The 26,363-nt window shown below is 66.1% G+C and carries 21 protein-coding genes; 20 read left to right on the forward strand and 1 reads right to left on the reverse strand.

What is annotated here, in order from left to right:
• Nucleotides 1-105 precede the first annotated feature (105 nt).
• The 15 genes from DTS01S_RS13640 to DTS01S_RS13710 all read left to right on the forward strand — a co-directional run bounded on the left by DTS01S_RS13640 (nt 106) and on the right by DTS01S_RS13710 (nt 16,452).
• Nucleotides 106-477 carry a hypothetical protein gene (locus DTS01S_RS13640; RefSeq protein ID WP_013802359.1) on the forward strand — a complete coding sequence of 124 codons (372 nt, stop codon included), beginning with the start codon at nt 106-108 and terminating at the stop codon, nt 475-477.
• Between the two features lie 29 nt (nt 478-506).
• Entirely contained in the window at nt 507-1,046 is a 540-nt protein-coding gene (locus tag DTS01S_RS13645; protein ID WP_254787944.1) for a hypothetical protein, read from the forward strand.
• A 48-nt stretch (nt 1,047-1,094) separates the two neighbouring features.
• On the forward strand, nt 1,095-1,904 hold the full coding sequence (locus DTS01S_RS13650; RefSeq protein ID WP_047328072.1) for a type VI secretion system accessory protein TagJ: 810 nt from the start codon (nt 1,095-1,097) through the stop codon (nt 1,902-1,904).
• An 11-nt stretch (nt 1,905-1,915) separates the two neighbouring features.
• On the forward strand, nt 1,916-2,362 hold the full coding sequence (locus tag DTS01S_RS13655) for a DUF4087 domain-containing protein (protein WP_061287884.1): 447 nt from the start codon (nt 1,916-1,918) through the stop codon (nt 2,360-2,362).
• 11 nt (nt 2,363-2,373) lie between these two features.
• Nucleotides 2,374-2,928 carry a type VI secretion system baseplate subunit TssE gene (gene tssE / locus DTS01S_RS13660; RefSeq protein WP_016453373.1) on the forward strand — a complete coding sequence of 185 codons (555 nt, stop codon included), beginning with the start codon at nt 2,374-2,376 and terminating at the stop codon, nt 2,926-2,928.
• A 23-nt stretch (nt 2,929-2,951) separates the two neighbouring features.
• Complete coding sequence (gene tssF, locus DTS01S_RS13665) at nt 2,952-4,826, forward strand: type VI secretion system baseplate subunit TssF (protein WP_016446993.1); 1,875 nt, start codon at nt 2,952-2,954, stop codon at nt 4,824-4,826.
• Nucleotides 4,823-5,995 carry a type VI secretion system baseplate subunit TssG gene (gene tssG, locus DTS01S_RS13670; protein WP_061287871.1) on the forward strand — a complete coding sequence of 391 codons (1,173 nt, stop codon included), beginning with the start codon at nt 4,823-4,825 and terminating at the stop codon, nt 5,993-5,995. Before tssF ends, tssG begins: the two co-directional genes overlap by 4 nt.
• A 24-nt stretch (nt 5,996-6,019) precedes the next feature.
• Complete coding sequence (locus DTS01S_RS13675) at nt 6,020-6,853, forward strand: hypothetical protein (RefSeq protein ID WP_061287872.1); 834 nt, start codon at nt 6,020-6,022, stop codon at nt 6,851-6,853.
• Nucleotides 6,854-6,888: 35 nt separating this feature from the next.
• Nucleotides 6,889-7,494: a hypothetical protein gene (locus DTS01S_RS13680; RefSeq protein ID WP_254787946.1), complete on the forward strand. Its 606-nt coding sequence runs from the start codon at nt 6,889-6,891 to the stop codon at nt 7,492-7,494.
• A 112-nt stretch (nt 7,495-7,606) separates the two neighbouring features.
• Nucleotides 7,607-8,062 (forward strand): hypothetical protein, encoded by a 456-nt coding sequence (locus DTS01S_RS13685; RefSeq protein WP_254787947.1) that lies wholly within the window; start codon nt 7,607-7,609, stop codon nt 8,060-8,062.
• A 50-nt stretch (nt 8,063-8,112) separates the two neighbouring features.
• Entirely contained in the window at nt 8,113-10,854 is a 2,742-nt protein-coding gene (tssH, locus tag DTS01S_RS13690) for a type VI secretion system ATPase TssH (RefSeq protein WP_061287874.1), read from the forward strand.
• Complete coding sequence (locus DTS01S_RS13695; RefSeq protein WP_061287875.1) at nt 10,851-13,121, forward strand: S41 family peptidase; 2,271 nt, start codon at nt 10,851-10,853, stop codon at nt 13,119-13,121. Before tssH ends, DTS01S_RS13695 begins: the two co-directional genes overlap by 4 nt.
• A gap of 65 nt (nt 13,122-13,186) precedes the next feature.
• Nucleotides 13,187-13,576, forward strand: coding sequence for a hypothetical protein (locus tag DTS01S_RS13700; protein WP_254787948.1), 390 nt, complete (start codon nt 13,187-13,189; stop codon nt 13,574-13,576).
• Nucleotides 13,577-13,697: 121 nt separating this feature from the next.
• A complete protein-coding gene (locus DTS01S_RS13705; RefSeq protein ID WP_061287876.1) occupies nt 13,698-15,992 on the forward strand; it encodes a type VI secretion system Vgr family protein in 2,295 nt (764 codons plus the stop codon).
• A gap of 10 nt (nt 15,993-16,002) precedes the next feature.
• Complete coding sequence (locus DTS01S_RS13710; RefSeq protein ID WP_017405412.1) at nt 16,003-16,452, forward strand: hypothetical protein; 450 nt, start codon at nt 16,003-16,005, stop codon at nt 16,450-16,452.
• An 8-nt stretch (nt 16,453-16,460) separates the two neighbouring features.
• On the opposite strand, the gene DTS01S_RS13715 is transcribed toward DTS01S_RS13710, so the two are convergent.
• Nucleotides 16,461-17,453, reverse strand: coding sequence for a DUF2169 family type VI secretion system accessory protein (locus DTS01S_RS13715; protein ID WP_061287877.1), 993 nt, complete (start codon nt 17,451-17,453; stop codon nt 16,461-16,463).
• Between the two features lie 74 nt (nt 17,454-17,527).
• Here DTS01S_RS13715 and DTS01S_RS13720 point away from each other — a divergent pair, with 74 nt between their 5' ends.
• The 5 genes from DTS01S_RS13720 (at nt 17,528) to DTS01S_RS31050 (ending at nt 26,346) form a co-directional block, all read left to right on the forward strand.
• Nucleotides 17,528-18,811, forward strand: a complete 1,284-nt coding sequence (locus DTS01S_RS13720) for a hypothetical protein (protein ID WP_061287878.1) — start codon at nt 17,528-17,530, stop codon at nt 18,809-18,811.
• The gene (locus DTS01S_RS13725) at nt 18,808-19,938 is read left to right on the forward strand and encodes a hypothetical protein (RefSeq protein WP_061287879.1); all 1,131 of its coding nucleotides are present in this window, start codon (nt 18,808-18,810) and stop codon (nt 19,936-19,938) included. The genes DTS01S_RS13720 and DTS01S_RS13725 overlap by 4 nt, the downstream gene beginning before the upstream one ends.
• A gap of 8 nt (nt 19,939-19,946) precedes the next feature.
• Entirely contained in the window at nt 19,947-24,737 is a 4,791-nt protein-coding gene (locus tag DTS01S_RS13730) for a DUF6531 domain-containing protein (RefSeq protein ID WP_082774914.1), read from the forward strand.
• Between the two features lie 10 nt (nt 24,738-24,747).
• Entirely contained in the window at nt 24,748-25,410 is a 663-nt protein-coding gene (locus DTS01S_RS30460; RefSeq protein ID WP_139223831.1) for a hypothetical protein, read from the forward strand.
• A 456-nt stretch (nt 25,411-25,866) separates the two neighbouring features.
• Nucleotides 25,867-26,346, forward strand: coding sequence for a hypothetical protein (locus DTS01S_RS31050; RefSeq protein ID WP_061287880.1), 480 nt, complete (start codon nt 25,867-25,869; stop codon nt 26,344-26,346).
• The last annotated feature ends 17 nt before the right edge of the window (nt 26,347-26,363 follow it).

Below are 26,363 nucleotides of genomic sequence, written 5' to 3' on the forward strand. Positions count from 1 at the left end.
ACCTGGCTCCTGGTGCCGACACGCTCGCACCAGGGCCAGGCCCCATAACAAGAAACAGGCCTGGAGAAGCTTTCCCCTCCAGGACCCAACTCAGAGAGGCTTTTCATGCCCTGGAATGTAGACAACGCCGTCGCCACCCTGCAGACCAATGCCCGCGCCAGTTCGGCCGGCTACTGCGCGCGCTATGTGCGCGATGCGATCGGCGCTGGCGGCATCGCACTGCAGCGCACGCGCGATGCCAAGGACTACGGCACCAGCCTGGTGGCCGCCGGCTTCACACGCTACGACGCCATGCCCGAAGGTGGCTACAAGAAAGGCGATGTGGCCGTGATGCAGGGCTTCACCTCATCGCCCGCCGGCCACATGCAGATGTTCGACGGAAGCGTCTGGATCTCGGACTTCAAGCAGAACGGCTTCTGGGCAGGCCCCGGCTACCGCACCCACAAGCCCGCTTTCAAGATCTACCGCCATCCCTGATGCGCCTGATGCGCCCATTGAGCCACGCCATGAACGCCTGTTCCAAAGCTTTCTTCACCCTGCTGCTGGCCGGCACGGCCTGCGCCACGGTGCAAGCCGCACCTGCCACGGCAGCGGACATCACCACCCTGTTCACCGACGCCCTGCATTGCCGCATCGAGTTTCCCGATGGCCGCGACGAAGCGCTGGCCCAGCGCCTGCGCGCGCAGGGCGTGACCGTGGTGGACCGCGCGCCCGGCGAAAGCCTGGACCTGCTCTACCTGTTTGCCACGCCGCTGGAGATCGATGGCACGCAGGTGTCCTCCATCACCGTGCGCGGCGGCAGCGGCAGCATTGTCGCGGCGCGCGCCACGGGCAGCCTGCAGGCGCTGGTCCAGCGCACCAAGGCCCGGCCGCAGGTGCGCAGCAGCTGGAACCTGGAAGGTTTCGGCGAACTGCCCGCCCAGTACGCACGCGCCATGCCGCTCAGAAAGGGACTGGACGAGACGCCACCGCGCATCGTCATCGGCCATGTGGCCGGCGAGGCGCCCGACGCCGTGCGCTGGGGCTGCCGCTCCTACGACGACTGACCGGGGCGCAGCCGCACCCCGCCCCTCTCTTTTTCCTGCGTTTTCACCATGCCCCTGCCCAGCTTCACCTCACAGCTTTCCCTGGACGAGCAACTCAAGGCCCTGAAGGACCAGATCCGCCAAGCCCCGGCCTCGGCGCCCCTGCGCGTCTACTACTTCCAGCTGCTGTGCGTGCTGGGCGAATGGCAAAAGGCGCTGGAGCAGTTGCAGCTGTGCGCGCAGCTCGACCCTTCGTGCGAGCCCATGGCGCGCGCCTACCGCGAGGCCATCCGCTGCGAGGTGCTGCGCGCCGAGGTCTTCGCCGGCAAGAAAAAGCCCTTTCTCATGGGCGAGCCCGCGCAATGGCTGGCCTGCCTGATCGACGCCCTGGCCCATGAAGGAGCGGCCGCCCAGGACCTGCGCGCCCGCGCCCTGGACGAGGCGCCCGCCACGGCCGGCCACATGGGCGAGCACCGCTTCGAATGGCTGGCCGACAGCGATACCCGCCTGGGGCCCGTGTGCGAGCTGCTGGCCCACGGCAGCTACTACTGGCTGCCCTTCGACGCCATTGCACAGATCGGATTCGAGCCCGTGCAGGACCTGCGCGACCTGATCTGGCTGCCCTGCGAGGTCACGCTGCGCGAGGGCGGCGCGCTGCAGGGCTTCATGCCTGCGCGCTATCCGCTGGCGCCCGGCGATGACGACGCCGTCCGCATGTCGCGCCGCACGCAGTGGAGCCCGCTGGACACAGATGCCTCCGATCCTGACGAATCCGCAGGCCACGTCGCCGGCCACGGCCAGCGCACCTGGGTCACCGACTCCGAGGACTTTCCCATGCTGCAGGTGCGCCAGCTGGCGCTGGACACCGCCACGCGATGACGGAGCAAGCCATGCACGGAACAGTCGCCCCCGCGTCCCCGCAAGCCCTGCGCTGCCCGTTCTTGCTGCTGGCTGCCTTGCTGTGTCTGGGCCCGTGCCCTGCATCGGCCTCCAGCCACGGCCCGGCCAATGCCCTGCGCTGCGGCTGGTTCGACAACCCCACGCCCGCCAATGCCTCGTTGACCGATCGCGATACCGACTGGACCGTTGGCGTGCAGGGCGGCCATCAGGCCCAGGGTGACTGGCCCCGCTTTGCCAACCGTGACTGGGTGCGTACCGGCCATGGCAGCCACGGCTATGGCTGCGCCTGCATGAAGGTGTCCACCGATGACAAGGAGCAGATCGTTCAGATCTTCTCTGCCCGTTCACGCCCTCTTTCCGCCTGCCGCCAAGACCCGGCGTTGAAGGCGAAGGAGCCCGTGAACCCCCTGGCGGCTGCCCGGCCGGCCGGTTCCTGAAGAAACAAGCCATGCGCCCCAGTCCCCTCAACCCCATGCCCACGCTGCGCACGCGCCAGAACCAGGCGACCGCAGCCAAGGACCGGCTGCAGCCCGCCCTGCTGGACCGGCTGACCGACCATGAGCCCCATCTGCGCACCGAGCGGCCCGATGCGGTCTTCGTGAACGAATCCCGCCTGCGCGAGGCCCTGCTGCGCGACCTGGGCTGGCTGCTCAATGCGCGTGATGCCTGGGACCACGTGGAGATGGAGGGGCTGGAGCATGTGCAGCGCTCGGTCATCAACTACGGCATGCCGCCGCTGGCCGGCCAGCTGCTGTCCGAGCTGGACTGGGGCCATGTGGAACGCAGCATCCGCGAAAGCATCCTGGCCTTCGAGCCGCGCATCCTGCCCAAGACGCTGGCCGTGACGCTGCTGGCCTCCACCGAGCAGCTCAACCACCACAACACGCTGCAGTTCGAGATCCGCTGCCAGTTCTGGTCCATGCCCTATCCGCTGGAGCTGCTGCTCAAGACCAGCCTGGACCTGGAGACGGGCCAGGTCTCGCTGCAAAACCTCAGGGCCTGAGCCCGGACGCCGCCACACACACCATGAATCCCCGCCTCGTCGAGTACTACAACCGCGAACTGGCCTATCTGCGCGAGCTGGGCGCCGAGTTCGCTGCCGCCTTTCCCAAGGTCGCGGGCCGTCTTTCGCTGCACGACACCGATGTGGCCGACCCCTATGTGGAGCGCCTGCTGGAGGGCTTCAGCTTTCTGAGCGCACGCATCCAGCTGAAGATGGACGCGGAGTTCCCGCGCCTGTCCCAGCGCATGCTGGAAATGGTCTGCCCCCATTACCTGGCGCCCACGCCATCCATGGTGGTGGTCCAGCTCAAGCCCAGTGCCAAGGAAGGCAACCTGGTCGATGGATTCACCCTGCCCTCGGGCAGCGTGCTGCGCACCCACAAGGTGCAGGAAGAGCAGACCATCTGCGATTTCCGCACCGGCGGGCCGCTGACGCTGTGGCCGCTGGAGATACGCCAGGCCCGCCTGGGCGGCCCGGCGCTGGACCTGCCCCATGCGCTGGTGCCCCAGCTGGGCGAGGCCGGCGGCCACCTGCGGCTGCAGCTGGCCACGCTGGATGCCTCGCAGTGCATGCAGGTGGCGCTGGACCAGCTGTGGGTGTATATCCATGCGGGCGACGTCGTCGCTTCCCATCTGCAGGAGCTCATCCACACGCAGACGCTGGCCATCGTGGTCCACCACCCGCAGGACCCGCGCCAGGTCTGGGACGTGCTCCCGCCCGATGCGCTGCGCGCCGAGGGCCATGACAGCGAACAGGCCCTGATTCCCTATTCGCACCGCGCCTTCCAGGGCCACCGGCTGCTGCACGAGTACTTCGCGTTTCCCGCGCGGCAGCGGTTCTTCTCGATCAACGGCCTGTCCCGCAGCATGCGCCGCATTGCCCACGACGGCGTGGGCATCACGCTGCTGCTGCGCCGCGCCGCGCCCACGCTGGAGCCGCAGATCGACGCGGCCAAGCTGCTGATGCACTGCATTCCGGCCATCAACCTGTTCGAGTACACGGCGGACCGCCTGCACGTGGCCTCCAACGTGCACGAATACCACGTCGTTGCCGACCGCATGCGGCCGCTGGACTTCGAGGTCTACGGCGTGCAGGCCGTCACCGGCCACCACGAAGGCAAGACGCAGGACCGTGAATTTGCGCCGCTGTACGCCTCCACTCACGGCCTGCACTCCACCGAGCAGGCCTACTTCACCACGCGGCGCGAGCCCCGGCTGTTTTCCGAACGCAGCCTGCGCAGCGGCCCGCGCACGCAGTATCTGGGCTCGGAAGTCTTCATCTCGCTGGTGGACCAGCGCGAGGCGCCGTTCTCCGACGAGCTCAAGCAGCTGTCCATGCATACCCTGTGCACCAACCGCGACCTGCCCCTGCTCATGCGCGTCAACCAGCCGGGCGGCGACTTTGCCCTTCAGGAGTCGGCACCGGTGGACTGGGCCCGCGTCATCGCCGGCCCCAGCGCCCCTATACCGGCCGTGGCCGATGGCGGCCTCACCTGGCGGCTGATCTCCCACCTGAGCCTGAACTACCTGGCCATGACCGACCTGTCCGACGAGGAAGGCGCCGCCACGCTGCAGGAGCTGCTGCGCCTGTACCTGGACCTGGGCAACCACCAGCTGGCCGGACAGATCGCCGCCATCCAGGGCATGCGCATCGAGCCCATCACGCGCCGCCTGCCCCAGCACCGCCAGCTCGTCTACGGGCGCGGCGTGGGCGTGCACCTGAGCGTGGACGAGCCGGCCATGGCCGGTGTCAGCCCATGGCCCCTGGCCAACATGCTGGAGCGGTTCTTTGCCCGCCACGTGGGCGTCAACAGCTTCACCGAGCTGCAGCTGCACTCTCGCCAGCGCGGCCCCGTCGCGCACTGGGCGCCACGCCCCGGACAACGGCCCGGCATATGAGCAACGCCGCGCACGCTCCCCTTGCCCAGCCGGTGCCCGATCAGGACTCGGAGCTGCCCACCGTGCAGGCGAACGCGTCCGAGGACGCTCGGGCGCGCCTGTTCTGGCAGCGCCTGAGCGCCAGGCCCTACCAGTTCGACCTGATGCACAGCCTGCGCTACCTGCAGGCGCGCCACCCCGGCCTGCCGCGCCTGGGCCAGGCCACGCGCCCCAAGGACGAACCGCTGCGCCTGGGCCAGGACCCGTCGCTGGCCTTCGCGCCCGCCACCATCGCCGAGATCCTGCCCTCGCGCGCCGGCGAGCCCGAGCGCATGACGGTCTGGAACTTCGGCCTCTACGGCCCCAACGGACCGCTGCCCACGCACATCACCGAATACGTGCGCGAGCGCCTGCGCCAGCATGACGACGCCACGCTGGCGCGTTTTTCCGACATCTTTCACCACCGCATGCTGCTGCTGCTGTTCCGCGCCTGGTCGGACGCCCAGCCCACGGCATCGCTGGACCGCCCCGGCGAGGACCCCTTCGGCCGCTACATAGACAGCTTCATCGGCACCGGCCTGCCCAGCCAGCGCACACGCGACGACGTGCCCGACCACGCCAAGCGCTTCATGGCCGGCCACCTGACCCGCTGGACACGCAATCCCGAAGGCCTGTGCCAGGCCCTGTCGCACTACTTCCAGATCCCCGTGCGGCTGGAAGAAAACTGCCTGCACCACCTGGAGCTGGAACCCGGGCAGCAGACCCGGCTGCAAAGCCGCCCCTGCAACTCGCGCCTGGGAGTGGATGCCGTCGTGGGCTCGCGCGTGCCCGATGCGCAAAGCAAGTTCCGCCTGGTGCTCGGCCCGCTGGGCCTGGAGCAATACCGGCAGCTGCTGCCCCAGGCCGCACTGTTCCAGACCCTGGTGGACTGGGTGCGCAACTACCTGGGCATCGAATACGCCTGGGACTATGTGCTGGTGCTGCGCCGCCAGGAAGTGCCTGCCGCCCGGCTGGGCAGCAGCACCCAGCTGGGCTGGACCACCTGGCTCACCCACGCCGAGCCCGCACAGGACGCGCGCGACTTCCGCCTGGACCCCGAAGCCTGGCTGCGCCAGCGCCGCCAGCCCGTGCGGGGCCGGCGCCCCGGCCCCGGCCCCAGTCCTCGAGCCACTGAATCACCGAACCACTGAATCACCACTTCCCTCCTCGCACACATGCCCACCGTACAGATCAAGTTCCCGCACAACGCACCGGTTCCTTCCACGCTGACGCTGGTCGAAGGCAACCGCCTGCGCGTCAAGATCGAGGCCGTCGCCAAGACCTACAAGCTGGGTGCAAGGATCGATGCGCCCAGCATTCTTGCGGCCCAGCCCCCCGTACACAACGCCCGCGCCGACAGCTGGCAATTCGACTTCGTGGCGCAGCAGCCCGGGCTCACCAAGCTCAGCATCGTGGCGGTGCAGGGAAGCGGGCTCAGCGTCATGCCCGCAGCCATCACCGTGCAGGTGGAGAAGAGCATTTCGCTGCCTGCAGAGAGCACGACGGAGGGGATGCTGGCAAGGCTGTTCCTGGCGGAAAGCGTCTCGCCGGGCGACACCTCACTGGCCTGGAATCTCGACAACGTGAAAACCGGAATGCAATGGATGCGCCGAGTCATCGAGAACCGCTTGAAAAGCGGAAAGCCTGAAGACTTCATGGCCCGCGGTGCCACCAGCGTCGAGGACATCGTCATGGCGGATGACCGGGGATCGGTCCAATTCCATGGCTTCAACGTCTATCCGAAGCTGGGTCCCGACATTGCCAAGAACCTCCGCGACTATGTGGACAACGCCAACAACGGCCTGCATCCCAAACGCAAGGCCTATCTGGACTTTGTGCAGGCGGCCCTGGACGTTGCCACCGGCGCGGTGCCGCCAGACCCTACCCCCACAGGCCTGTTCGCCTGGAGAACTGCGAAATCCAGCTCTCCCGGTGCCGACTTCATTCAGCACGCCGCGCTGGCTAGAAACATGTTCTACACACATTCCCGGCTGCGCAAACGCGACTGATCCCCAAACACATCGAAAACCAAGGAGGGCACTCCATGTCACCAACCCATACCGGATCAAGCGCTTTGAAACCGCATCGCCATTTCCCAATGGCCAGCCTTGCCATTGCCATTGCAGTGAGCGCCTGCTTGATAGGTGCCCAAGCCTCCGAATCATCGCCGCCACCAGCATCGCCGGCTGAAATCAGCAGCCAGCAAACCCAGCCGACGGCTGCCGACTACTCTCGGCCTGCGCAGGAAAGAGTCGCGTCCATGACTGCGCTGCGGCAATACCTGAAGTTCAAGGATGAAGTCTGGGAAACCCAAAGAGCCCGCCAGAGCAATACCTTTTGCTTCGTGCAGCAGCGTCCCGACCATCCGTCCGATCCCGAGCCGAACGTGTGGATGGTCTGGCTCAATGGCGGCGAGATCGTCAATATGGGCTGGCATCTCTATTCGCCCAAAACGCTGACGAAAGAAGACGCCAAAGCGGATGGTGAAAGCCTGGCAAGAATGAAATCCATCAAGCTCGCGACCGACGTGCGGGAAACGGCCCAGGAAATCTACGGCAGCAGCTTCCTCGTCGAACGCGCCTGGGTGGACATGCTGCTGGCGCAGTGCAAGGCCAAGGGCCGCACCATCAAAGTGACTCCTGCCCGATAGCCGCATGCCGCATATCGGACGCAACCGCTTTCCCGGCCCATGCCGTGTCAGGCAAGGCCGTCGCCTGCTCGCAAGGTGTCTGCTGGCCACCCTGGCGGGATCGGCCCTGCCTTTGCTGGCAGCGCCTGAAAGCGGGCGGGCTTCCGATTTCTCGCGTCCGGCGCAATCCCTGATTCCTTCTCCAGCCGCCCTGCGTATCTATTTGAAGAGCCGCCAGGCATCGACTGGCCCCGGAAAGCCTTCAGCCCTCCAGCGCTTTTGCTTCGTGCAACAGCACAACCGCAGCGCAGTCCCTGCGCGCTCGTCGGTCTGGATGGTCTGGCTGGAAGGCGGCCAGATCGCCAATCTGGGACAGCGCCGCTTCACCGCCAAACCATCGCCGGATGAAGCGCAATGGGATGGCGATGCCTTGTCCGAAGCCAAGGCCATCCACCTCGCCGCCGACGTCCGTGAAACGGCGCAGGAAATCACCGGCAGCAGCTTCCTCGTCGAACGCGCCTGGGTCGACCGGCTGCTGGCGCAGTGCCAGGCCAAGGGCCACAAGGTCGAAGTCCGCCCCCGCCGCTAGCCGGCATGCCCGGCCCCCATTCATCCACTCTTTTTCCGCACCCAAGACCCATGACAGAAATCAGCCGCCAATCCCTCTTCGGCAAGCTCAACCCGCTGCTGTTCAAGTCGCTGGAAGGCGCCACCGTGTTCTGCAAGCTGCGCGGCAATCCCTATGTGGAGCTGGTGCACTGGCTGCACCAGCTGCTGCAGGAAAACGATTGCGACCTGATCCGCATCCTGCGCCACTTCGACATCGCCTCCGACCGCCTGGCCGCCGATGTGGTGCGCCGCCTGGACCAGCTGCCGCGCGGCGCCACCTCGATCAGCGACTTCTCCGTGCACATAGAGACCGCCATCGAGCGCGGCTGGGTCTATGCCACGCTGATGTTCAACGACAGCCAGATCCGCAGCGCCTATCTGCTGTCGGGCATGGTGCGCACGCGCTCGCTGGCCAATGAGCTGCGCTCCATCTCGCGCGAATTCGACAAGATCTCCGAGCCCGCGCTCAGCGACGCCTTCGCCCGCCTGCTGCCCGACTCGCCCGAGGCACGCATGCGCGCGGCCGATGGCAGCGGGCTGGAAGGCACGCCAGGCGAAGCGAGCCAGGCCACGGGCGCCGCACCCGGCCAGGGCGGTGCGCTGCAGCAGTACACGGTGGACCTGACGGCCCGCGCCAAGGCGGGCGAACTGGACCCCGTCACGGGCCGCGATGACGAAGTGCGCCAGATGGTGGACATCCTGCTGCGCCGCCGCCAGAACAACCCCATCCTGGTGGGCGAGGCCGGCGTGGGCAAGACCGCCGTGGTCGAGGGCCTGGCCCTGCGCATCGCCCAGGGCGATGTGCCGCCGCCGCTGCAGGGCGTGGAGCTGCGCGTGCTGGACGTCGGCCTGCTGCAGGCCGGCGCCAGCATGAAGGGCGAATTCGAGAACCGCTTGCGCGGCCTGCTGGACGCCGTGCAGTCCAGCACCACGCCCATCGTGCTCTTCATCGACGAAGTCCACACCCTGGTGGGCGCGGGCGGCCAGGCCGGCACGGGCGATGCCGCCAACCTGCTCAAGCCCGCCCTGGCGCGCGGCACGCTGCGCACCATCGGCGCCACCACCTGGGCCGAGTACAAGAAATACATTGAAAAAGACCCGGCCCTGACCCGCCGCTTCCAGCTGGTGCAGGTGCACGAGCCCGACGAGCCCCGCGCCGTGGACATGCTGCGCGGCGTGGCCGCCAAGCTGGAAAACCACCACCAGGTGCGCATTGCGGCCGACGCCGTGGCCGCGGCCGTCAGCCTGTCGCACCGCTACATTCCCTCGCGCCAGCTGCCCGACAAGGCCGTCAGCCTGCTGGACACGGCCTGCTCGCGCGTGGCCATGGCCCTGCATGCCACGCCCGCCCAGCTGGAAGCCGTGCAGCGCCGCATCGAGGCCCTGGGCGTAGAGCAGGAAGTGCTGCTGCGCGAGGCCGCCCTCGGCCTGCCCACGGCCGAGCGCCTGCAGGCGCTGGAAACCGACCTGGCCGGCCTGCGCGAGCGCCAGGCCACGCTGGCCGAACGCTTTGGCCAGGAAAGCGCGCTGGCCCGCCGCATCCTGGAAACCGAGGCCGCCCTCATGGGCCTGAAGTCGCCCGTCTTCTCCACCGGCGCCGCCGCAGACCCGTCCGCTGCGGCACCGGAAACGGCCGCCGAAGCCACCTCAACCGAACCTGCCGAGCCCCCCAGCGTGGCCTCGCTGGAAGCGCTGCGCCGCCAGTTCGCCGAGCTGCAGGGCGATTCCCCGCTGCTGCAGCCCGTGGTCGATGCCGGCGTGGTCGCCGCCGTCGTGGCCGAGTGGACCGGCATTCCCGTGGGCCGCATGGTGCGCGACGAGGTGCAGTCCGTGCTCTCGCTGGCAGACACGCTGGAGAAGCGCGTCATCGGCCAGCGCCACGGCCTGGAGGCCATCACGCGCCGCATCCAGACCTCGCGCGCGCGGCTGGACGATCCGGGCAAGCCCATCGGCGTGTTCCTGCTAGCCGGCCCCTCGGGCGTGGGCAAGACGGAAACCGCCCTCTCCCTGGCCGAAGCCCTGTATGGCGGCGAGCAAAACCTCATCACCATCAACATGAGCGAGTTCCAGGAGGCGCACACCGTCTCCACCCTCAAGGGCGCGCCGCCCGGCTACGTGGGCTACGGCGAAGGCGGCGTGCTCACCGAGGCCGTGCGCCGCCGCCCCTACAGCGTGGTCCTGCTCGACGAAATCGAGAAGGCCCACTCCGACGTGCACGAGATGTTCTTCCAGGTCTTCGACAAAGGCTGGATGGAAGACGGCGAGGGCCGCTACATCGACTTCAAGAACACCGTCATCATCCTGACCTCCAACGTGGGCTCGGACCTGATCGCCAGCATGTGCCGCGACCCGGACCTGGCGCCCACGCCCGAAGGCCTGGCCCAGGCCGTGCGCCAGCCGCTGCTGCAGACCTTCCCTGCCGCGCTGCTGGGCCGCCTGACGGTGGTGCCCTACTACCCCATCTCCGACGCCATGCTGGAGCAGATCATCCGGCTGCAGATGCTGCGCATCCAGCGGCGCATCGAGGAACGCCACGGCGCGCAGTTCAGCTTCGATGAAGCCGCCGTGGACCTGGTGCGCCGCCGCTGCAGCGAGGTCGAATCGGGCGCGCGCATGGTGGACGGCATCCTTACCCAGAACCTGCTGCCGCGCATGGCTACCCACTTCCTGCAGGCCACCGTGCAAGGCCAGGAACTGCAAAGCCTGCATGCCGGCGCCAGCGGCGACGACTTCACGCTGGACGTGCGCACCCGCGCTGCGGAGCCGGCATGAGAAGGCACCGCCTGCCACGCGCCGCCACGGCCGTGATCGCAGCCGCGCTGCTGGCCGCCCCGGCTGCGCAGGCGCTGGACCTGGGCGCCATCGGCCAGGCGGCCGACACCGTGCAGCGGGCCTCGGGCGCCGCCACGGCCGGCCAGCAGGCGCTGGAGGCCGGCCGCAGCGCGGCCAGCACGGCCACCAACGCGGCCACCGGTGCCGCCAACGAGGCCCGTGCCTGGTGGGACCGCAACCAGGCCCAGCCCGAGGCGACACAGTCGCCGCCCTCCGGCGCCGCCCCCGTGCAGGACGACCAGGGCGGCCCACGCCGCGTCATGGCCGTGCTGGGCGACGCCTGGACGGACAGCGCCCGGCGCGGCCAGGCCGTGGTCGCGCTCATGGACCAGGGGCCGTACCTCGTGCAGCGCCAGGCCGCCCATGTGGCGCCGGCCAAGTCGCAATGGCTGGCCCTGCCGCGCGGCGACAGCACCGGCGTGGCCATCGAACTGCCCGGCGACCCCGACGGCACGACCTATGACCTGTCCACCGGCCGTGCCCGCCCCGGGGGCCGGGGCGTGCGCATCTTCGCCCTGTCCGTCCATGCCGACGTGCCCCAGCGCGCGGGCCGGCGCAGCCTGGACGCCATAGAGCAGCACGCCATGCTGCGCGCCAGCTCGGTGCGCACCGAATGGCCGCGCCAAAGCGGCGACATCCTGGAGCCCACGGGCGGCAAGCTGCTGGTCTGGGCCAGCGATGCCACGCAGCGCTTCCCTTCCGGCTTTGGCGCCGACGGGCGCCTGTTCACCGCCGACGATCCCATGGTCACCCTGCCGCGCGGCTACACCGTGGTCACGCTGGAGCCGCAGGGCCTGCGCTTCGACCGCGCCCGGGAAATCGCCCTGGCCTTCCACGCCGTCCAGCCCGCGCAGGACATCGACCTGTCCCGCCTGGGCGCGGGCGATGCGGCCCAGGCCCTTATCGGCCTCATTGCCGAGCGCCACCCGCTGGCCTCTGCCAGCGGCTTTGATGCCGGCAAGCTGCGTGCCGACTACGGCCAGCGCCTGCAGACCGCCGCCGAGCGCGGCGACAGCGCCGCGCAGGCCCAGGCCCTGGCAGAAATGGGCCAGCGCCTGGGCGACGGCCAGTACCGCGTTCTGCTGCCCGGCGGCCAGGCCTGGCCTGCCCGCACAGACCGGGGCCTGTCCCCGCAGCTGCTGGCACGCGGCAGCGTCAACCTGCCCATGCCGCGCACCTGGCTGCGCGAGGACGGCCGCATCGCCATCACCGGCGTGGCGCCAGGCTCTGCCGCCGCCAAGGCGGGCCTGCAGCCCGGCAGCGACATCCTCGCCATCGAAGGGGAAAGCCCGACCCGCTACCTGGACCGCATTGCCCCCGCCTCGCTGCGCGCCGGTGCCGACGCCCGCCGCGCCGACCTGCTGGCACTGGACCTGGGCACGCCCGCCACGCTGAGCCTGCGCACCGCAGCGGGCACACCCTCGGCCAGCCAGGAGCAAACCCTGCGCCTGGACGCCGCCCCCGCCGCAACCACGGCCCTGCCTGCGGCCGAGCCCGCCCTCGCCTCCTTCCTGCTGCGCAGCGCCCAGGGCGGCAACCTGGCCTACATCGCCCTCGACAGCTTTGCCGACGGCGCCACCGGCCAGCTCAGCCGCTGGGAGGGCGCCCTGGCCGCCGCCAGCCAGGCCAGGGTCACGGGCCTGGTCATCGACCTGCGCGCCCACCGGGGCGACGACGCCTACCAGCTGCTGCCCCACATGCTGGCCTCGCTCTACACACGCGACAAGCCGCTGCGCATGCAGGACGCCGCCCAGCGCCTGTTCGACCCCGCCGCCCGCGTCTGGCGCAGCCGTGGCGGCCTGGGCCTGCCGGCCCAGCTGCCGCTGGCCGCCTCGGGCACGCCCTTCACGGCCCCCATCGCCGTGCTCACCGGCCCGGGCTGCGCAGGCCCCTGCGAACTGTTCGCCGCCTGGCTGCAGCACAGCCAACGTGCCGACATCGTCGCCACCAGCGCCACGGCTGGCGCCACCGGCCCCGCCACGCGCGTGCACCTGCCGGCCGGCTTCATCGTGCAAGTCCCCCTGCTCGCAGAAACCGGCCCCGCTGGCGGCAACAACCCCGCCGCACAGGCCCAAGGCGTGACCCCGCGCCTGCGCGTGCCCGTGGACGCGGCCTTCACCGCCTCCATCCAGGCCGGTGGCGACCCGCTGCTGGACGCCGCCGTGCTCCACCTGGATCGCAGCCGCACCGCGCAGGCGTCGCGCTAGACCCACAAGCCCTTGCCGCCATGCCACCGCACCTGAACCCCGCCCGTTTCGTGACTTGTGCAGTCATGGCTGCCAGCGCGCCGGCAGCGGGCTGCTCGTCCAGCACCGACCAGATGCGGGCTGCCCTCGCTACGCCAGTTAAGGTCGAAGCCACCGGGGAGCTGCGGCTGTATGGCGCGGATGGCCGGCAGACCCGGGTGTTGAACCAGGCAAGCCTGGCCGGCAGCGTGCTGGCCCGGAGCCAATCCCGCACGCTGGACCCGGACCAGCCCGGAACAGACAACGACTGGTTCAACGTAGCCCTGACGCCGGACGGCCTGGCGGTTTTCACCGACCGGCGCGGCAACTACCAGTTCGTTGCGCTGGGCCAGTCCTTCGACAGCGCCCCTGTCATGGATGGCGCCCAGGATGACGCCGACGGCGCCCGTCCGGGACTGGTGTACGCAGCCCGATAGCAGCAAAGGACCTTCCAGCCACCCCATGCAAGCCCTTCATCGACCGGCGCACCCAGGCCCTGCCATCCAGGCCTGAAGCCCCGACCCCTCTTCCACCCCAAGCACCGCGAGATCCGACACCATGACACGCAGAGTCACCATCAACACCCCCCTGGCAGACCAGCTGCAGCTGCGCCGGCTGCAGGGTCGCGAGGAAATCAGCCATCTGTTCGCCCTGGAGATCGACCTGCTCAGCGAGGACGACAGCATCGACCCCAAGGCCCTGCTGGGCAAGGGCGCCACCGTGGTGGTGGAGACCCAGGACGGCGGCAAGCGCTACATCGACGGCCTGGTCACTGCCTTTGGCATGCGCGGCCAGGACGAGCACCGCAACTTCCTGTACCGCGCACGCCTGTCGCCCTGGCTGTGGCTGGCCACGCGCCGCAGCGACTTCCGCATCTTCCAGAACAAAACCGTGCCGGACATCATCAACGAGGTCCTGGGCATCTACGGCCACCCCATGCAGCAGCGCCTGACGCGCTCCTACCGCACCTGGGAGTACTGCGTGCAGTACAACGAGACGGACTTCCAGTTCGTCTCGCGCCTCATGGAGCACGAGGGCATCTGCTACTACCACCAGCACAGCGCGGGCCAGCATGTGCTGACATTGGGCGACGATGTCATCGCCTCGCACGACCCGCTGCAGGGCGGTGCCGTCATCCCCTTCCACCCGCCGGGCAAGGCCGCCGTGGCGCGCGAGGAATGCATACACGCCTGGGAACTGCACCAGCGCGTCAAGCCTGGCCGGCACTACAACGACGACTACGACTTCAAGAAGCCCCGCGCCGAGCTGTCCAACATGCGCCGCAACCCGCCCGGCCACGCGCACGACGCCTACGAGATCTACGAATGGCCGGGCGGCTACACCGAGACCGGCGACGGCGAGGACTACATCCGCGTGCGCCTGCAGCAAAGCCTCACGCGCCAGAGCACGGTGCAGGGCCGCTCCAACCACCGCGCCATGGCGCCGGGCTACACCTTCACGCTGGACAACTATCCGCGCGGCGACCAGAACCAGGCCTACCTGGTCACGGCGGTCGACTATGCCTTCGAGGAGAACCCGCGCGTCAGCGACGGCGGCAGCGGCGAAGGCTCGGTGCAGAAATTCGTGCTCCAGGCCCAGCCCACCAGCCTTCCCTTCAAGCCCCAGCGCATCACCGCCAAACCACGTACCACGGGCCCGCAGACCGCCGTCGTCGTGGGCCCCGCAGGCGAAGAGATCTGGTGCGACCAGTACGGCCGCGTCAAGGTGCAGTTCCACTGGGACCGCATCGGCGGCATGAACGAGAACTCCAGCTGCTGGATGCGCGTGGCCACCAGCTGGGCCGGGCCGGGCTTTGGCGCCGTGCACATCCCGCGCATCGGCATGGAAGTCATCGTGGACTTCCTCAACGGGGATCCTGACCACCCCATCGTCATGGGCTGCGTATACAACGCGGCCAACATGCCGCCCTGGGCACTGCCGGCCAACGCCACGCAATCGGGCATCAAGACCCGGTCGAGCAAGGGCGGCGCCCCGGGCGCGGGCACGAAGAACGGCCAGGGCGACGCCAACGCCATCCGCTTCGAGGACAAGGCTGGGCAAGAGCAGCTTTGGCTGCACGCGCAGAAGGACCAGCTCACCGAAGTCGAGAACGACGAGGACAAATGGGTGGGCAACGACCGGCGCAAGACCATCGACCGGGACGAGACCAGCGTCATCCACCGCGACCGCACCGAGACCGTGGACCGCGACGAGACCATCACCGTGCACAACAACCGCACGGAGCGGGTGGACCACGACGAGAAGATCAGCATCGGCGACAACCGCAATGAAGACGTTGGCATCGACGAGAACATCTCCATCGGCAAGAACCGCAGCAAGACCATAGGCCGCAACGAGAAGGACAAGATCGGCAACAACTGGTCGATCAAGGTGGGCAGCTTCAAGACAGAGACCATCGGACTGGCCTACATGCAGAACGTGGGCCTGGCCAAGATGGTGAACATCGGCGCCGCCTACAACGTCAACGTGGGCGCGGCCATGGTGGTGAATGTGGGGCTGAGCCAGAGCACGACGGTGCTCATGAACCGCAGTGTTTCAGTGGGTCAGAACCAGTCCACCAGCGTGGGCAAGAACCGCACCGACGACACGGCCGACAACCATACGGCGACGGTCGGCAAGAACTCCGCCACCACCGTGGGCGAGGTGCAGACGATCACGGTAGGCAAGGAAATGGCCATCACCGTGGGTGACGCCATCGAAATCAAGTGCGGCAAGGCCGTGTTGCGCATGACCAGCGACGGCACCGTGCAGGTCAACGGACAGACGATCTCCATCAGCGGCAGCTCCAAGGTGACCGTTTCCTCCCCTGACAGCCACATCAACCCCGCTTGAAGGAAATCCCATGGCAATCGCACAAAAACGCCTTCCTGCCAAGCCATCCGACGTCGATGAGGCGCAACGCCTGCCGTCCAACGTACAGCTCCTGGCCGGGCAGGTCGTCGAGGTACTGGGGCAAGACCTCTATCTGGTGGCGTACACGCACGATCCCGCACTTTCGGTGCAAGCGCCTGCGGGCGTGCTGCTGCCGGTTCTGGTTCCGGGAGACGAGGTTTTGCTGGCAGTCCAGCCGACGGGGCGTGCCACGATCACCGCAGTGCTCTCACCCGCACCCACGGCGCCATGGGGACAAAGGAGCATCCACCTACAGTCGCAGGACTGCATCACGCTGGCCTGCGGGCAGGCCACGCTGAAACTCACGGCCCAGGGGCTTGCTCGCCTGGTGGCATTAACGATTGAGCAAGATGCGCGGGATCTGCTTGATCTGGACGCGGCCGAAGTCCGCATCAATTGAAGGCTGGCTCAGAGATGGATCTGAACACTTTCAAGACCACTGAGCACATGCGCGGCAAGCGTGTGTCGCCATATGAGGATCAGGTGCCCATGCTCGGGCTCGATGATCAGCGTGTCGAATTCCGGGCGTGCAGTGCCACGTTCACCGCGGAGCACCCAGCTCAGTTGCGGCCGGATCGCAGGCACGACGGTAGTGCCCATGCCCTGCGCGCTCAGGTTCATCCAGGCGATCTTCGTTCCTGGCTGCACCTGCTCGCGCCTGAACTGCATCCGGGGATGGGCGCAATTCCACGCGGCGGGATCAAACGAAGCCGGCATGCGCGTGAGAAGGCCTGGCGATGCGTCAACCTCCTTGCCCGTATAGCTGCCCCAGAGGGCGCGACGCGGCAACCAACTACGGCCTATGCAGCCGAAGCCGGCCGGCGAAACCCGGTCGACTGCAGAGCGAACCGGATCGTCAGGCCATTCGAGCTGATGCATGGGCTCGCCCTCCCGGGGCAGTCCTGCACTGAAGCCTGCTCCGATCGGATTGGCTCCGTGGAATACCTCCGGCTTTTCGGCATCCGCTCCCCCGAAGGCAAGGTTATAGGTAACAGGGACTTTCAAGGCGGGCTCCACCTCCTGTGCCAGGGGCAGCACTCCCAGGCGTCGGCGCCAGACCCGCTTGCCAAAGACTCTTATGACGCGGCTTTCACCGCCCACGGCCAGACCCGCATCGAAGTGGGCAGCGGGCTTGCCACCAGGAGCGTAGGCATAGCCGTTGAACAGCACATCCACCCGAGACTTGAGCGGAGCGATATCGGCCTCGTGGCGTACCACACCCATGGGTCCCTCCGCGCCAAAGAACTCATCGCCGCGAAACACAGGTACTGCATTGCCCTGGGCCACCGCGCGCCCTTCGAAATCCAGCGTGGCCTTGATCACCACGGTGGAGCACAGGGTGCCGTCGGCGCCATGTCCCGGCAGTATTTCCGCAGCAAACGGCGTCAGATTGTCCAGCATCGCTTGGGTTCCTCCTGGGGCGCATTGTCCCCCATGCATTCTCTTTCCGAGGGGGCTGCCAGGCTCTTTTCATCATGACCGTCATCGACCTTCCCATTCCCAGAGCCATCGACATTCCTGTGTCGGCCCCGCCGGCAGCGCGCATGGCCCGGACCCTGGTAACCCAGTACTGGCGCCGCTCCCATTTGCTGCAGCGTCCCGCGTCGCGCCCCGACGCATTTGCCGTGTTCGACGACAGCATCGTGCAGGCGCTGAGCGGCCTGAAGCAGCACCTGATGCACGCACCCGAGCTGGACCATGCCTGCCAGCAGGCCATCGAAACAGCTGGCGCTGAAATCCTGGATGAGCCCTCCCGCATCTTCGCGCTGGCCTGCCTGCAAGCCCTGCACCTGCAACGCAAGCACATTCACGATGGGCTGGAGCGAACGCTGGGAGCCCATCTCCAGGCCCAGCCGAACGCGGTATTTAACGCCATGCGGTTTTGCTTCGACAACACCGTCGCCGAATACTTCACCTGGCTGCTCTCCCAGGGACAGCACAGGCAGAGCGCGCCATTGGCACAGTTGCTCCAGCGCCTCGCAATTTCCCGGCCGGCTGTCAGCGACGAATTCTCACAAGCCATCTCTGCATGGACATCCGGTCTGCCGGGCGGCCTGACGGCCCTGTGTGATTGGCGATGCACCGGGCGTGGCGATGAAACCAAGGCCATCGCAGCCACGCAACAAGACAGCGATGCGCAGGCCGCCTTGCTGGCGCTGGCGCTCATGGGCAGCCGGCAGGAAACGCCTGTGGCACGCACTCTTTTGGCCCGGATGCCGCATTCCACCGTGGCCTTGGCCCTGCTGGCCGCCAGGGATGGACATGCGCTGGCAAGCGCCTTGCGGGAAGGCCGGCATCCCCAAATGCCCTGGGGACTGCAGGTATATGCGGCCTCACTTGTGGGAGACGTTCCCCTGCTTCGCCAGCTCGCTGCCCATACGGCCTGGGACGACGAAGAGGCATGCCGCACCCTGGCTGACGCCACGGCCCTGCTCACAGGAGAACCCGCCGACATTGCCTTTGACTTGGGTCACGAGGCATCGGGCCGCTCCGCCACCATCGACGCCGCTTTGGCCGCACTTCCTCTGTCAGGGCCGGCCCTGCGTCTCGGACGCCCCCGCACGCAAGTGGTTCTGCAGGAGGCCGTGGCCATGGTAGGCGCGCCCTTGCGCCACCTGCTCTATCTGGAGCACCTCTCACGCGTGGGCGCAGCGCTGTGGATCGAGGCCGACGATCTGGCCGTCGTTCAGGCCCTGGCCTGCAGCACGGCCTCCGTGATCGAACGTGCGGCATTCAACATCGGCAGGGCACAACCATGAACCCTCTCGTCATCGCGGCCACTGGTGCATGCACCCCCATCGGGACCCGGGCCTGGCAGACCGGCTGCGGCTTCTTTGCTCGCCAGTCGAGCTTTACCCGGCAGGCCATTACCGGCCAGGCCGAGCACCGTGCCACCGTATCCCGGGTGCAAGCCATTGATGCAGCCTGCAAAGGAACGGAACGCCTGATCCGGCTCGCAGCCCCTGCCCTGCACGAAGCGTTGCGCGGCCAGCCGGCGCCTGCCGCAGGCTGGCCGCTGCAGCGGCCCATCCCCCTCTTCGTGGCACTGCCCGACTCCTTGCCTGAACTGCCGGGCTGGATAGACGCCGGCCGATTCGCACTGGAGCTTCCCCGAGCACTGGACCTCGCCGCAGAGTTCCTGCCCATCAAGGTCTACCCGGGCGGCGCAGTGGCAGGCGCCGATGCGCTGTCGCAGGCCTATCGTTTCATGCACGACAACCCCTCGGTGCCCGAAGTGATCATCGGCGGAGTGGACAGCTTCGTGGACACGGAGATCGCGGACGTGCTCTACCAGCGTCGCTGGGCCAAGGTCAACGGCGTCTGCGAAGGCTTCATTGCCTCGGAAGGCGCAGCCTTTGTACGGCTGTCCCGCAAGCCGGCCACTGCAGATTTCGTCACGGTCTATCCACCATTCTTTGCAGACGAGCCACGCTCACGCCTGGACAGCGACACCCTGCCCGATGGCCGCGCACTGATCGAGGCCAGCCACGGTGCGCTGAAGGCAGCGCACATGCCGGTCAACGCCCTGCACTCCTATTGGTCAGACATGGATGGCTCGTCGTGGCGGGGCGCAGAGCTGGCCAGCCTCTCCGCGGCGCTGGCGTCACAGGGTGGCCTGCCGCAAGCCCCGGACCCGGCAGCACTGCTTGGTCAAATGGGCGCGGCCTGGGCGCCTCTCATGCTCAGCCTGTTCCATGAGATGCGCCAGTGGCTGACGCACCCCGTCATGCCGTCGCCTCTGGCAGGCCACGCAGGCCTGCTCACGGTCACCGGGCTGAACACCCGCGTGGCCGCCTGGAGCGCCACCTGGAATCGCCATGCCCGCACGGCAGGAAGATCTTCCGCAGCCGGGCGGCGCCAATCCTCCATTTCCCAAGAGTCCTGAGTCCATCCATGGCCACCTACGTCAACGACCGCCGAGCCATACACGAAGGCCGCAATCCGGCCATGATTCCTGGCCCGATCAACCCCGTCTTTCCCAAGCCCCAGGGACCACCGGTTCCCATCCTCAACATGGCCCATGGCCCGGGCCTGAAGAACGGCACGGCCACGCTCAAGATCGATGGGCACCCCGTGGCCGTTGCCGGCAGCCGCTTCGAGTCCATACCCGCCACACCCGACAAGCTCGGTGGTATCGCGGGCGTGCGTTCCGGCGTTGTCGGCGGCGCGGCCGAGCCCACCAGCTACAGCAGCGATACCAAGTTCGAGAGCCGGGGCAGCGTGCGGTCCTTCGACACGACCAAAAGCAACGCCATGGTCATCAATCCTGGCTGGGCCATGCGCCTTGCCATGAAGGCGCTGCCCGGGCCGTATGACCAATTGGCGCAGAAGGTGATCGAAAAGCTGCCGGGCGCCTTCTCCAGCCAGCTGTCGGCCCTTGGAGAAAGCCTGACCGATCCCAGCGCGCTGATCGGGCCCGCCCTCAAACTCGTAGGCAAGCTCATTCCCGGCGTCAACCTCGTCGTCGGAGGGGCCGCCATGGCCCAGGCGGCCGAGCAAGTCGCCGAACTCGCCCAGGAAATCCAGGAGCTGCTGACACCGCCGCTGACCGACGAAAAAATCGACCAGATCGCCGAAGTTATCGCCGATGGCGTGGTCGCCATCACCATTGGCTTTGTCCTGGGCAAGATCGCCCAGCGCGCCAAATCGCGCCGCAACCCCGTGGCAAAGCGCACGGACAACAGCGTCAATCCCAACACGCAGGGCAACATCATCGATAACGCCTCCAAGGGAAGCATTGCCACGCCACCGACCTGCGAGCTGGGCACATGCCATCCCGTGATCTTTGCCACAGGCACCAAGATCCTGCGCGACACGGATTTCGAATTGCCCGGCCCCATGGCCCTGACCTGGCAGCGGTACTACCGCTCCAGCGACCGCCGTCCTGGCTGGCTTGGATGGGGATGGAGCACGCCCCTGTCCACCGAACTGGTGCTGGTCCACGATGCGGTGCACTACTACGACGCCCGCGGGCGCCGCATACAGCTGCCCGTGATTGCCGCCGGGACCAGCCACTTCGACCCGCGCGAAAAAATCACCGTCACCCACCACCAGCAAGGCGGCTGGAGCGTTGAAAGCGCCGATGGCACCCGGCACCTGTTCGCCCCCCCGGCCACCGGTCAATGGCGTCTGCCACTGGTGCACCTGGTGGACCGCAATGGCAACACCATCACCCTTCACTACCCGGCCTACACCGCCACAGGCATCGATGGCCGCGCGCCCCGCCCGCTGGGACTGACCGACAGCGCTGGCCGCAAGCTGCGCTTCACCTGGAGTGAAGACCAGGGACCCTCCGGCCCGCTCCTGCAGGAGATCCACCTGGAATCCCGTGTGATCGACGGCGTGGAACAGGTCGGCGGCCTGCTGGCACGCTATGCCTATGGGACGGATGGCAACGTCCCGGATGACGCCCACGCCAACCTCCAGTCCGCCACGGATGCCATGGGCGGCGTGGCGCACTATCGCTATCGCCAGCACCTGATGGTGGCCTACAGCAGCCGCACCGGTTTCACCTACCACCAGGAATGGAGCCGGCTTGACGCGGGCGGCCGCGTCGTGCGGACCTGGACCGACGAGCCCGGCACGCTGGACACCCGCTTCGACTACGACCTGGGCCGCCGCACCACCCATGTCACCGACGCCCTGGGCCGGCGCAGCAGTTACGAATACAACGCCCGGCATGAGGTCATCGCCATCGTCGAACCCGGGCCGGATGGCCAGCCCGTCCGATCCGAGACGCGCATGGACGCCGCCGGCAACCCGCAACAGGCGCGGGACGCCATGGGCCGCATCACCCGCTGGCAATTCGACGGCCAGGGCAACCTGCTGGCCGTCACGGACGCATCAGGTGCCACCACCCGCCTCAAGTACAACCAGCTCAACCTGCCCGAAGAAGTCACCGACGCGCTGGGCCATGTCTGGCGGCAGGCCTACGACGCCCAGGGTAATCTGGTCGAGCGCCTGGACCCGCTCGGCCACGCCACGCGCTGGAAATACGACACGCGCGGCCTGCCCGTCGCCATAGAAGACGCGCTGGGCAAAACCCGCCATCTGCAGTGGGACGAAGCCGGACAGCTCGTGGCCTACACCGACTGCTCGGGCCAGGTCACGCGCTATGCGTGGGACATCCTGGGCAACCTCGTGGCCTCCACCGACGCCCTGGGCCAGACCACCCGCTACCTTCACGACGCGCTGGGGCGCCTGCGCAGGATGTGGGGCGCTGATGGTTCCGAACATCACTATGCCTACGACCCCCAGAGCAACCTGCTTTCCTACACCGACCCGCAAGGCGCCATCACCCGCTACACCTACAACGGCCTGGACCAGCCCGTGGAGCGCCGCGATGCGCTGGGCGGCACGCTGCGCTACCGCTATGACGCCGTGGGCAGGCTCATCGCCCTGCAGAACGAAAACGGCGCCGTCACCAGCTTCACCTACGACGCCGCAGACAACCTGATCGAGGAAACCGGTTTTGACGGCCGCATACAGCGCTACCGCTACAACGCCGCCAGCGAACTGACCGAACTGCACGAGCGCGATGCCCACCAGCCCCCGGACACGCCCTACGATCCACGGCCCGACGCAGCCCTGCCCAAGCGCACGCTGTTTCGCAGGGATGTGCTGGGCCGCCTTGTCGCCAAGATCCACGTGGGCAGCGACGCGGCAGGTAATGGAGACGGAGGAACCACCACCTATGGCTACGACCTGCTGGGCCGCATGCTGCATGCCAGCAACCCCGATGCACATGTGCGCTTCGCCTACGACGCTCTATCGCGGCTGGTGGAAGAGACCCAGGTACATATGGCGCCCAGTGCAGACGAGCAGGCGCTGGCGACCTACAGCTATCGGCACGCCTACGACGCGCTGAGCAACCGCACGGACTGCTGGCTGCCCGGGGGCCGCCACGTCCAATGGCTCTACTACGGCTCGGGCCACCTGCACCAGATCCTCGCCGACGGCCAAGTGCTCAGCGACATCGAACGCGACGCCCTGCACCAGGAAATCGAACGCACCCAAGGCACGCTGACCAGCCGCTATGGCTGGGACCCCATGGGCCGCCTCACCTCGCACAAGGTCAGCCAGCAAGGCGCACTCCAAGGTCAGCCCGGCAGGCCTTCACCCCAGGCCCTCTGGGACCGGGACACTCCCCTGCCCTCCGGCCAGCGCATCGCCCGCCTGTACCAGTACGACCCCACAGGTAACCTCGTCGCCACGCGCGACGGCCTGCGCGGCGACAGCCAGTACCGTTACGACGCCCTGGGCCGCATCCTTGCCGCCCAGAAAAATGCTGCCGGCGGATCGCCCACCTCGGGCCGGAACCTGGAAACCTTCGCATTCGACCCCGCAGGCAACCTGCTCAACCCCAACCGTGGTGGAGACCTCAGCAGCGGCGGCACCAGCAACGAACGCGAACAGGTGCCCACCAACCGGCTCGCCGTCTACCAGGACCTGCGCTTCCAGTACGACCTGCACGGCAACATCGTGGAGCGCCGCATCGGCTGGCACACCGTGCAGCGCTTTCGCTACAGCGCCGAGCACCAGATGCTCGAATCCACGGTCACGCGCTACCACGACAGGCCCGAACCGAAGATCGCCGGATCGAATGCGCAGCCAGAGCCTGCCGCCACCGTCCAGACCACGCGTTACCGCTACGACGCGCTGGGCCGGCGCATCGACAAGCACGATGCCTTCGGGCGCACCACCTTCCTCTACGACGGCGACCTGCTCGCCGGAGAAATCCGTGGCTCACGCCTGAGCGAATACCTCTACGAGCCCGACAGCTTCGTGCCCCTGGCCAAGCTGGAGTCGGAATGGAAGAGCGAGGAAAACCGCAACGCACAGGCAGAAGCGGACAAAGCCAGCTTCGCCACCTACTACTACCACTGCGACCAGATCGGCGCCCCCCAGGAACTCACCGACGAAGCCGGCCGCATCGTCTGGGCCGCCAGCTACAAGGTCTGGGGCCAGACCCAGCAGTTGCAGTACCTGCGCACCGGCACGGACGATGCAGCGGTGTTCACCCACGACCAGCGCCCGCTGGCCCTGGCCGCCCAGGGTGAGGTACAAAGCCTGGCGCTGGTGGAACAACCGCTACGGTTCCAGGGACAGTACTTTGACGGCGAGACGGGGCTGCACTACAACCGGTTCAGGTACTACGATCCTGTGGTGGGGAGGTTTGTGCATCAGGATCCGATTGGGTTGGCTGGGGGGTCCAATTTTTATATATTTGCCGTAAACCCACAAATATGGGCGGACATACTTGGCTTAACAGCAGCAAAATTGGGACGAAACCTTAGAAACTCTGGTCGCCCACTTCAACCAGGTCAAACCCCGCATCATATTGTTCAGGAAAATTGCAAAAAAAATAGGCACGTCCAGAATTCCAGAGATATTTTAGGCCGAAATAATATTGGAATAGACAGCGCATCCAATGGCGCCAGATTATGGGGAACAAATCCATCTCAGACTGCGATGGCCAACCATCCAGGCAAAGCGGCGAGCATCAGCACGGGAAACTATCATGCCGGGCCTCACGTGCACAGTGATATGAACGATAAACTGATATACCAGATACTGAAAGGTGTTGAAAAGCGAGGAGGCAATGTTGAGGCTGCCCTAGAGGATATAGGGCGACGACTTGAAAATGGTAGTTGGAAAGCAGCCTTTTCCTGCTGTTGCTTATAAGGAAATTTAAATGATAAATGAACGCGCAGATATAAAGAAAATCCTAGATACATTATTGATCAATTTTAAAGACGCATCTAATAATATTTCACAAAATGCACATATTGAATCATTTCCAAAAGTCGATGAATGGCGTTATTCAAAAGGTGATTTTTTTAATCCGATTCCTTATCGTTCAGAAATAGACGGGTTCAATTCACCAAAGCTTCTGAAGAAAAAATATGATTCTCCTTTTGAAGCCATCGAAAAAGGCAATTTCTCAACAGCATTTAATAATAATCATCCAACAATAATCATTGCCCCGAAGGAAAAGTCTTGCAACTTTATATCCACAAGTTTATATGGGGAATATTTATCATCAGATATCGCCAATGTACATCACATTGACCTTCCATATAAAGATTCTGTAAAGAATCTTCCACGACTTAATGGTTACGGGTATTTATCCAAAGAAAAAGACGGAAGCTTAGTCAGTATAATTGTTGGAAGAAATAATAATTATTCCATAAATATAATAGAAGCCATTGATAATCTGCCATCTAAAGAAACAGCCTATGCATCAGGATGGGCAGATGATATAGAATACCATTATCACCACGATAATAATGGTCTTTTCAAGATAACGACCCATGCAAAAAATGGTGGCCTTGCAGAAATATGGAGCAGATCTTAATTATATTTTATTGAAAAAGTAATTTTATTTTCAGTAAAATATGTCGCCACAATGAAATTTTGAAATATATTTCACATTAAAGAACAGCTTTCATTTTACAATAAAAAATGACCTTATTTTTATTCTTCAGAAGAATTACATAAATCCCTGGCCATGCACTGTTATTTCAGTGCATAAATGAATTGACAAGCTCGGTCCGGCCAGCGCATCGCCCGCCTGTACCAGTACGACCCCACAGGCAACCTCGTCGCCACGCGCGACGGCCTGCGCGGCGACAGCCAGTACCGTTACGACGCCCTGGGCCGCATCCTTGCCGCCCAGAAAAATGCTGCCGGCGGATCGCCCACCTCGGGCCGGAACCTGGAAACCTTCGCATTCGACCCCGCAGGCAACCTGCTCAACCCCAACCGTGGTGGAGACCTCAGCAGCGGCGGCACCAGCAACGAACGCGAACAGGTGCCCACCAACCGGCTCGCTGTCTACCAAGACCTGCGCTTCCAGTACGACCTGCACGGCAACATCGTGGAGCGCCGCATCGGCTGGCACACCGTGCAGCGCTTTCGCTACAGCGCCGAGCACCAGATTGAAGAGCATGTGGAGCTGTGCGATGGGCTGGAGCGGCCTGATTTCTCCAGCGGGGACGCAGTTCCCCAGCGCGATCTGTCCGGTGATGTGTGCCTGACGCAGTTTGGCGATGGGCAGCTCAACCGCGCGGCCTCCAATCCCTGGGGAGTGGCGGCGTTGGCGGTTGCCACGTTCACCCGGCTGCAGGCCAGCCCGCACGAGTGGCGCATCCGTGGCGGTGCGGCGGCGTTCTATCCGTTTCAGCATCCCATGCAGCAGGCCATGCTGCTGACGGAGCTTCAGCTGCCGCTGGCCAACATGCCCGGGCAGATGGCGGGTCTGCGTCTGTGCCTCGATGTGCCAGCCATATAAGGGCATATAGGGCCATA

Source organism: Delftia tsuruhatensis NBRC 16741, from assembly GCF_001571325.1.
GTDB classification, from domain to species: Bacteria; Pseudomonadota; Gammaproteobacteria; order Burkholderiales; family Burkholderiaceae_C; genus Comamonas; species Comamonas tsuruhatensis.